7 protein-coding genes are annotated in these 7285 nt (G+C 68.0%); 1 reads left to right on the top strand and 6 read right to left on the bottom strand.

Annotated features, from left to right (window positions below):
• Nucleotides 1-24 precede the first annotated feature (24 nt).
• The 5 genes from AC27VN_RS27595 to AC27VN_RS27575 form a co-directional block, all read right to left on the bottom strand.
• The gene (locus AC27VN_RS27595; RefSeq protein WP_296781802.1) at nt 25-1968 is read right to left on the bottom strand and encodes an autotransporter assembly complex protein TamA; all 1944 of its coding nucleotides are present in this window, start codon (nt 1966-1968) and stop codon (nt 25-27) included.
• 135 nt (nt 1969-2103) lie between these two features.
• Nucleotides 2104-3291, bottom strand: coding sequence for a vWA domain-containing protein (locus AC27VN_RS27590; RefSeq protein WP_057590875.1), 1188 nt, complete (start codon nt 3289-3291; stop codon nt 2104-2106).
• A 19-nt stretch (nt 3292-3310) separates the two neighbouring features.
• Nucleotides 3311-3898, bottom strand: coding sequence for a GNAT family N-acetyltransferase (locus AC27VN_RS27585; RefSeq protein ID WP_490878595.1), 588 nt, complete (start codon nt 3896-3898; stop codon nt 3311-3313).
• A 23-nt stretch (nt 3899-3921) separates the two neighbouring features.
• Nucleotides 3922-4170: a hypothetical protein gene (locus AC27VN_RS27580; protein ID WP_093347754.1), complete on the bottom strand. Its 249-nt coding sequence runs from the start codon at nt 4168-4170 to the stop codon at nt 3922-3924.
• A 13-nt stretch (nt 4171-4183) separates the two neighbouring features.
• Nucleotides 4184-5038: an AAA family ATPase gene (locus AC27VN_RS27575; RefSeq protein WP_093347752.1), complete on the bottom strand. Its 855-nt coding sequence runs from the start codon at nt 5036-5038 to the stop codon at nt 4184-4186.
• Nucleotides 5039-5188: 150 nt separating this feature from the next.
• On the opposite strand from AC27VN_RS27575, the gene AC27VN_RS27570 reads away from it, so the two are divergent.
• Nucleotides 5189-5884, top strand: a complete 696-nt coding sequence (locus tag AC27VN_RS27570) for a c-type cytochrome (protein ID WP_490878594.1) — start codon at nt 5189-5191, stop codon at nt 5882-5884.
• An 86-nt stretch (nt 5885-5970) separates the two neighbouring features.
• On the opposite strand, the gene AC27VN_RS27565 is transcribed toward AC27VN_RS27570, so the two are convergent.
• Entirely contained in the window at nt 5971-7080 is a 1110-nt protein-coding gene (locus AC27VN_RS27565) for an MFS transporter (RefSeq protein ID WP_490878593.1), read from the bottom strand.
• Nucleotides 7081-7285: the final 205 nt, after the last annotated feature.

Raw genomic sequence — 7285 nt, 5'->3', positions numbered from 1 at the left:
CGGTCGCTGCGTTCGCCATCGTGCTCAGAAGGTGAAGCCCAGCCGCACGTGCAGCCGGAACTTGCGCGTGTCCACGCCGTAGGCCAGGTCGGCCTGCACCGGCCCGACCGGGCTGCGCCAGCGCGTGCCCACGCCCACGCCGACCTTGGGCTTGAGCTCGCTGGGCTTGTCGGCCACCGCGCCGGCGTCGACGAACACCACGCTCTCGAAGTCGGTGAGCTTGTCCTTGTAGACGAAGGGGCGCTGCCACTCGAGGCTCAGCACGCCGAGGTAGCGGCCCGCCACGGTCTGGCCGTCGGCGCGCACCGTGCCGATGTCGCGGTAGGCGTAGCCGCGCACCGTGGTGTCGCCGCCGGTCAGAAACATCAGGGTGGACGGGATCTGCGCCGAGTCCTTGCCGACCACCGCGCCGGCCTCGGCACGCAATTGCAGGCGGCTGCGGCGCGCCAGCGTGGCGGCGTCCTTGCCGTCGGCCCAGCCGACCGGCACGATGCCGAGCCAGCGAACGTAGGTGCGCGTGAACGGCAGTTGCTGGCCGGTCAGCGTGTAGCCTGCGGCCAGCTCGAGCGCGAGGCCGTAGCCGCGCCGCGGCGAGCCGTTGTCGTCGAAGTAGCGCCCGGTCCAGCCCCAGTTGGCGGTCACGGCCGAGGCCGAGGGCGGGGCGTCGGTGCCGCGGTTGGTCGCGTAGTCGTACTGCAGGAAGTAGCTGCGGTCGATGTGGTCGCTGGTCTTGTTGCGTCCGCCACGCAGCCGGCCGCTGTCGACCACGTAGCTGCCCGACTGCTCGCTCTTGAGCTCGGCGCCCGAGAACCAGCGCCAGCCGTCATCGCCGGGGATCGCCTTCCACTCGGTGCCCAGCGACTGGATGTCGCGGTCCACCGACAGCCGCGACACCGCGCGCCAGCCCAGCAGCGGCAGCTGGTTGTGGATGTGGTCGATCGACAGGCGCGGCCCGTTGTCGGTGGTGAAGCCCACGCCCAGCACCACCTTCTGCAGCGGCGCCTCGCGCAGCTGCGCGATGACGGGCGCGGCCAGCGGCGTGCCGCTCTCGGTGTCGAGCGTGAGGAACACCGAATCGAAATAGCCGCTGCTGGCCAGGCGCTGCTGGGCATCGAGCAGCTTCTGCTGGTCGTAGTCGGCGCCGCTGGGCAGCTGCGCGATGCGGCGGATGCCGTCGGCGCTGTAGCGCTGGTTGCCGCGCAAGAGCAGCGGGCCGAACTTGTAGGCCGGGCCCGACTGGTAGGTGGCGCTGAGGCGGGCCTCGTGGCGGTCGGCGTCGACCTCGGCGCGGCTGATCTCGATGTTGCCGGTGGGGAAGCGCTTGGCCGTGAGGCTGCGCAGCGCGACCGCCTTGGCGTCGTCCCAGGCCTGCTGGGTGAAGGGCTGGCCGGCGCGCAGCGCCCAGGCGGTGCGGATGGTGTCGCGCTGCGATTCGGCGCTCGGGTCGTCGGCGATCGGGCCGGCATAGCTGAGCTGCACGTTGCTCACGGTCGTGATCTCGCCGGGCTCGACGGTGACCACGATCTCGCGCGGCGCCTTGTCGCTCGCGGGCGTCTCGTGCAGCTCGAGCGTGAGCGCGGGCGTGAAGTAGCCCAGCGTGGCGAGCAGCTCGCGCGCATTGGCCTCGGCCGCGACCATCAGGCGCGAGATCTCGGTGGCGCCGAGGTCGTCGAGCGTCTTGTAGCGCTGGATCTCGAGGTGCAGCGAGAGGTACTCGCGCACGCTGTCTGGGCCGCGCACGTCGACCGAGAAGGCATCGCGGCGCTTGCCGTCCTTGCCCTCCCTCTCGCCGTCCGTGGACGCGCTGGCCGCGCGGTCGCCGCCGTCGCTCACCAGCGCGGGGGTGGACGCGGCCGAGTCGCCCGCGTCCTTTTTCGGCAGCAGGCTGCAGCCTTGCAAAAGCAGGACGCCGGAAAAAAGCAATGCCGGCCAACACGCCGGCAAAACGACACGAACCACCCTGAACATGGGCGACGATTCTGACAGCATGATCCGGCGCGTCCGTGTCGGACGCGTTCGGATACATGGATGTGCGGGCCGCCAGGCCCGCGCGGCCGGGGCTCGGGGGCGGTCAAGGCCCGGTATGCCGGGAGGTCTTTTCCGCTACTTGGACAGCAGCCGCATCGCCTCTTCGAGGCCGCGCAGGGTCAGCGGGTACATGCGGTTGGACATCAGCTGCTGCATCACCGAGATGCTCTGGCGGTACTGCCACACGCCCTGGGGCTCGGGGTTGATCCAGGCGAACTTGGGGAAGGCGTGCGTGAGGCGCTGGATCCACTCGGCGCCGGCTTCCTCGTTGTTGTATTCGACGCTGCCGCCGGGCTGCAGGATCTCGTAGGGGCTCATGGTCGCGTCGCCCACGAAGATCAGCTTGTAGTCCTTGTTGTACTTGCGCAGGATGTCCCAGGTCGCGAACTTCTCCGAGAAGCGGCGCCGGTTGTTCTTCCACATGAAGTCGTAGACGCAGTTGTGGAAGTAGTAGAACTCCAGGTGCTTGAACTCGGTCTTCACGGCCGAGAACAGTTCCTCCACGCGCTGGATGTGCTCGTCCATCGTGCCGCCCACGTCCATCAGCAGCAGCACCTTGACGTTGTTGTGGCGCTCGGGCCGCATCTTGATGTCGAGGAAGCCGGCGTTGGCCGCGGTCGAGTGGATGGTGTCGTCGAGGTCCAGCTCTTCCTCGTGGCCCTCGCGCGCGAACTTGCGCAGCCGGCGCAGCGCGACCTTGATGTTGCGCGTGCCGAGTTCCTGCGTGTCGTCGTAGTCCTTGTAGGCGCGCTGGTCCCAGACCTTGACCGCGCTCTTGTTCTTGCCGGCGCCGCCGATGCGGATGCCCTGCGGGTTGTAGCCGCCGTGGCCGAAGGGCGAGGTGCCGCCGGTGCCGATCCACTTGCTGCCGCCCTCGTGCCGTTCCTTCTGCTCCTCGAAGCGCTTCTTGAGCGTCTCCATGAGCTCGTCCCAGCCCATCTTCTCGATCTTGGCTTTTTCCTCGGCCGAGAACTCGCGCTCCAGCGTCTTGCGCAGCCAGTCGAGCGGCACTTCCTTGGTGAAGTCGGTCAGCATCTCCACGCCCTTGAAGTAGGCGGCGAAGGCGCGGTCGAACTTGTCGTAGTGCTTCTCGTCCTTCACGAGCGCGGTGCGCGAGAGGTAGTAGAAGTCGTCGAGGCCATAGGCGTCGTCGGAATTCGGGCCCACCACGTCGGCTTGCAGCGCCTCGAGCAGGGTCAGGTATTCCTTGACGGAGACCGGCAGCTTGGCCGAGCGCAGGGTGTAGAAGAAATCGATGAGCATGGGACGCTCCTTGGGAGTTTCAGTCGCGCGGCTTGTCGAGCAGGTAGAGCAGCTGCGCCCTGACCTCGGGCCATTCGCCCGCGCGCAAGCTGTACATCACGGTGTCGCGGATGGTGCCGTCGCGGCGCATCGCGTGGCCGCGGATCACGCCGTCCTTCTTCGCGCCCAGGCGCTCGATCGCGCGCTGCGAGGCGTGGTTGAAGTTGTCGGTGCGCCAACCCACCACGTTGCAGCCCAGCGTGTCGAAGGCATGCGTGAGCATCAGCAGCTTGCAGGTGGTGTTGACGTGGGTGCGCTGGCAGCGCTTGGCGTACCAGGTGTAGCCGATCTCCACGCGCTTCACGGCCGGCAGGATGTCGTGGAAGCTGGTGCTGCCGAGCACGGTGCCGGTGGCTTCCTCGGTCACGGCGAAGGCGAAGCGGTCGGCGGTCTTGAGCGCGGTCTCGATGTAGGCGCGCGTGTCCTGCGGCTCGGGCACCGAGGTCACGCGCAGCTTCCAGAGCTCGCCGTCGGCGGCCGCGGCGCGCAGGCCCTCTTCGTGCACGAGCGCGAGCGGTACCAGCGCGAGGCCGCGCGATGTCAGGGTGACGGGTTCGACGAAAGCCATGGTTGCGCGGTGTCTCGTGTCGTTCAGGGCGCCGGCTTGCCGTAGCGCCGGTCGTACCAGGCGCGCGCGAGCTGCACGCCCGCGCCGCCGCCGAGGCCGATCAGCAGGATGCCGAAGATCTCGCGGTTGCCGTAGCCGTTGGGGCCGAAGGCATCGAGGCCGAAGTACAGGCCGATCCAGCGGCCGAGCAGTGCGCCGATGACGAACAGCACGGCCTGGGCCACGCCCAGCACCAGCAGCTGGCCGACGGGAGGCGATGGCCGCACAGGCATGAGCGACGCTGCCTCAGCGGTTGTTGCGCTGCATGAAGACCAGCTTCTCGAACAGGGTCACGTCCTGCTCGTTCTTGAGCAGCGCGCCCACCAGCGGCGGCACGGCGACCTTGTCTTCCTTGCTCTGCAGCGCCTCGAGCGGGATGTCCTCGGCCACCAGCAGCTTGAGCCAGTCGAGCAGCTCGGAGGTCGAGGGCTTCTTCTTCAGGCCGGGCAGGTTGCGCACGTCGTAGAAGGTCTTCATGGCCGCGGCCAGCAGTTCCTGCTTGAGGCCGGGGAAGTGCACGTCGACGATGCTGCGCATGGTCTCGGCATCGGGGAACTTGATGTAGTGGAAGAAGCAGCGGCGCAGGAAGGCGTCAGGCAGCTCCTTCTCGTTGTTCGAGGTGATGAAGACCAGCGGACGGTGCTTGGCCCGGATCAGCTCGCGCGTCTCGTAGCAGTAGAACTCCATGCGGTCGAGTTCGCGCAGCAGGTCGTTCGGGAATTCGATGTCGGCCTTGTCGATCTCGTCGATCAAGAGCGCCACCGGCTGCTCGGCCGTGAAGGCCTGCCACAGCACGCCCTTGACGATGTAGTTGTGGATGTCGCGCACGCGCTCGCCGCCATCCAGGTCCTTGAGCTGCGAGTCGCGCAGGCGGCTCACCGCGTCATACTCGTAGAGGCCCTGCTGCGCCTTGGTGGTCGACTTGATGTGCCACTGCAGCAGCGGCAGGTTCAGCGCCTGGGCCACTTCCTCGGCCAACATGGTCTTGCCGGTGCCGGGTTCGCCCTTGACGAGCAGCGGGCGCTTGAGGGTGATGGCGGCATTGACCGCGAGCATCAGGTCCTGTGTCGCGACGTAGTTGTCTGAGCCCTTGAATTTCATGCGTGAACGGGAGGCTGTGGTGGAGAAAAGAACACACTCGATCGGCAACGTGCGTCCTTCGGGTCGGCCCGCACAGGCGCCCGCGGGAGCCTTGCATATAATCGAAAGTTGGTTCGAAAAACGGTATCTCCACGAGATTGTGCGCGCAAAATGAACAAGTTGTTGACCACGATGTTTGCCCTTGCTGTCGCTTGCGGGACGGTGTCGGTACAAGCCCAGCAAGTCACGGGCAAGCCCCAGGACGGCGCCAAGAAGGTCCAGATGTGCGTGGGTTGCCACGGCATCATCGGCTACCAGGCTAGCTTTCCTGAAATCCACAAGGTGCCGATGATCGCGGGCCAGAGCGCCACGTACATCACGGCGGCGCTCACCGCCTACAAGGGCGGCGACCGCAAGCACCCAACCATGCGCGCGATCGCCGACACGCTCACCGAGCAGGACATCGCCGACCTCGCCGCCTACTACAGCCAGCTCGGCGTGAAGGAAGGCGACGCGCCCCCGGCCGCGCTGGCCAAGGCCATGCCCGAGAACATCCAGGCGCTGATCAAGAAGAACGGCGAGGACAACAGCTGCACCAAGTGCCACGGCGCCAACTTCAACACCCCGAACGACGGCACCGTGCCCAAGCTGGCCGGCCAGCATGCCGACTACCTGTTCGTGGCGCTGAAGTCCTACCGCGTGAAGAACAACATCCACCTCGGCCGCTCGAACGCCGTGATGGCCGGCCAGGTCGAGTCGAAGAAGTTCAGCAACGCCGAGCTCAAGACCCTCGCGAGCTACATCGCCTCGGTGCCGGGCGAGCTCAAGACAGTGCCCGAGTCGCGCATCCACCACGCCGAGAAGTAACAGCGCGCGAGCCGGTCCGCCGGCCCTGCGCAAGAAGCAAAAAGCCCGCGGACGCGGGCTTTTTGCTTTCCGGGAGGCGGGCGTGTTCAGTGCCCGGCCGCCGCCCCGGCGCCCCGGCCGGCATCGGCCGCATGCGGGTGCACCACCTGCTTGACCAGCAGCGCCACGGTCGCGATCAGCGCCGGCACCGCCAGCACCGCGAAGATCTGGGCGAAGCCCAGCTGCCGGCTGGCCAGTTCGGCCACCAGGAACGAACCCGCGATGCCGCCGAAGCGGCCCAGGCCCAGCATCCAGGCGATGCCGGTGGCGCGGCCCTGCGTCGGGTAGAAGGCCGCGGCCAGCGCCGGCATCGAGGACTGCGCGGTGTTCATCAGCGTGCCGCCGAGCAGCACCGTCAGCACCAGCGCCGCGAGGCTGCCGAGCGACTGGCCGATCAGGTAGACGCTGGCCGCGGTCAGCGCATAGCCGGTGGCGATCACCAGGTTGGCGTTGAAGCGGTCCATCAGCCAGCCGAAGAAGATGGCGCCCACGCCGCCGAGCGCGAACAGCGCCGAGATCACAGTCGCGGTCTGCGGCGGCACGTTGGCCTCGCGGAACAGGATCGGCATCCAGTTGATCATGGCGTAGAAGATCACCAGCCCCATGAAGTAGGCGATCCACAGCATGGCCGAGCCCACGAGGTAGCGCGGCGAGAGCACCAGCGCGAGGCCGCCGCCGCTGCCGTCCACGGGCGCCGGGCCGGCCTCGGTGAGGGTGAAGGCGCGCGCCTGCGCCGCGCTCTCGGAGATGCGGCGCAGCACGGCGCGGATGCGCTCGGTGGCGTACTTCTTCGCGACCATGTAGCGCGCCGATTCGGGCAGCAGCGTCGCCATCAGCAGCACCAGCGCCAGCGGCGCGATGCCGCCGAGCACCAGCACGCTGCGCCAGCCCAGGTGCGGGATCATCCAGGCCGCGAGGAAGCCGCCGAGTGCCGCGCCCAGCGGGAAGCCGCAGAACATGGTGTTGGTGATGGTGGCGCGCCGGTGGCTCGGGCAGTACTCGCTCATCAGCGTCACCGCGTTGGGCATGGCCGCGCCCAGGCCGAGCCCGGTGACGAAGCGCAGCCCCACCAGCTGCGGCATGTTCTGCGAGAAAGCCGAGGCCAGGCAGCCCAGGCCGAACACCAGCACCGCGCCCATAGGGTCTGCTAACACCATGCAAGGGGTCGCGAAGCTCGCCATAGCCCGCCCATCAAGGCGCGCGACGCCGTGTGTGCGTCCGCACACGCAAGGAGCGCAACGCCGAGGGGCGGGCTATGGCGAGCTTCCCTCCGGGCTGCTGCGCCAAGGGGCCGTCTGCGGCGTTGCCCGCGCTTGCAAGGCGGACGCCTTGCTGCGCGCGAGCGCCTTGCATCCAGCCCCT

It is taken from the genome of Variovorax sp. 20P10.2.4 (assembly GCF_058244205.1).
This window is presented reverse-complemented; position numbering and strand designations above follow the sequence as displayed.

What these genes read in the sequence shown, in the direction of transcription:
- AC27VN_RS27595 (WP_296781802.1), bottom strand. Translation starts at nt 1,968, where the DNA reads ATGTTCAGGGTGGTTCGTGTCGTTTTGCCGGCGTGTTGGCCGGCATTG.
- AC27VN_RS27590 (WP_057590875.1), bottom strand. Translation starts at nt 3,291, where the DNA reads ATGCTCATCGATTTCTTCTACACCCTGCGCTCGGCCAAGCTGCCGGTC.
- AC27VN_RS27585 (WP_490878595.1), bottom strand. Translation starts at nt 3,898, where the DNA reads ATGGCTTTCGTCGAACCCGTCACCCTGACATCGCGCGGCCTCGCGCTG.
- AC27VN_RS27580 (WP_093347754.1), bottom strand. Translation starts at nt 4,170, where the DNA reads ATGCCTGTGCGGCCATCGCCTCCCGTCGGCCAGCTGCTGGTGCTGGGC.
- AC27VN_RS27575 (WP_093347752.1), bottom strand. Translation starts at nt 5,038, where the DNA reads ATGAAATTCAAGGGCTCAGACAACTACGTCGCGACACAGGACCTGATG.
- AC27VN_RS27570 (WP_490878594.1), top strand. Translation starts at nt 5,189, where the DNA reads ATGAACAAGTTGTTGACCACGATGTTTGCCCTTGCTGTCGCTTGCGGG.
- AC27VN_RS27565 (WP_490878593.1), bottom strand. Translation starts at nt 7,080, where the DNA reads ATGGTGTTAGCAGACCCTATGGGCGCGGTGCTGGTGTTCGGCCTGGGC.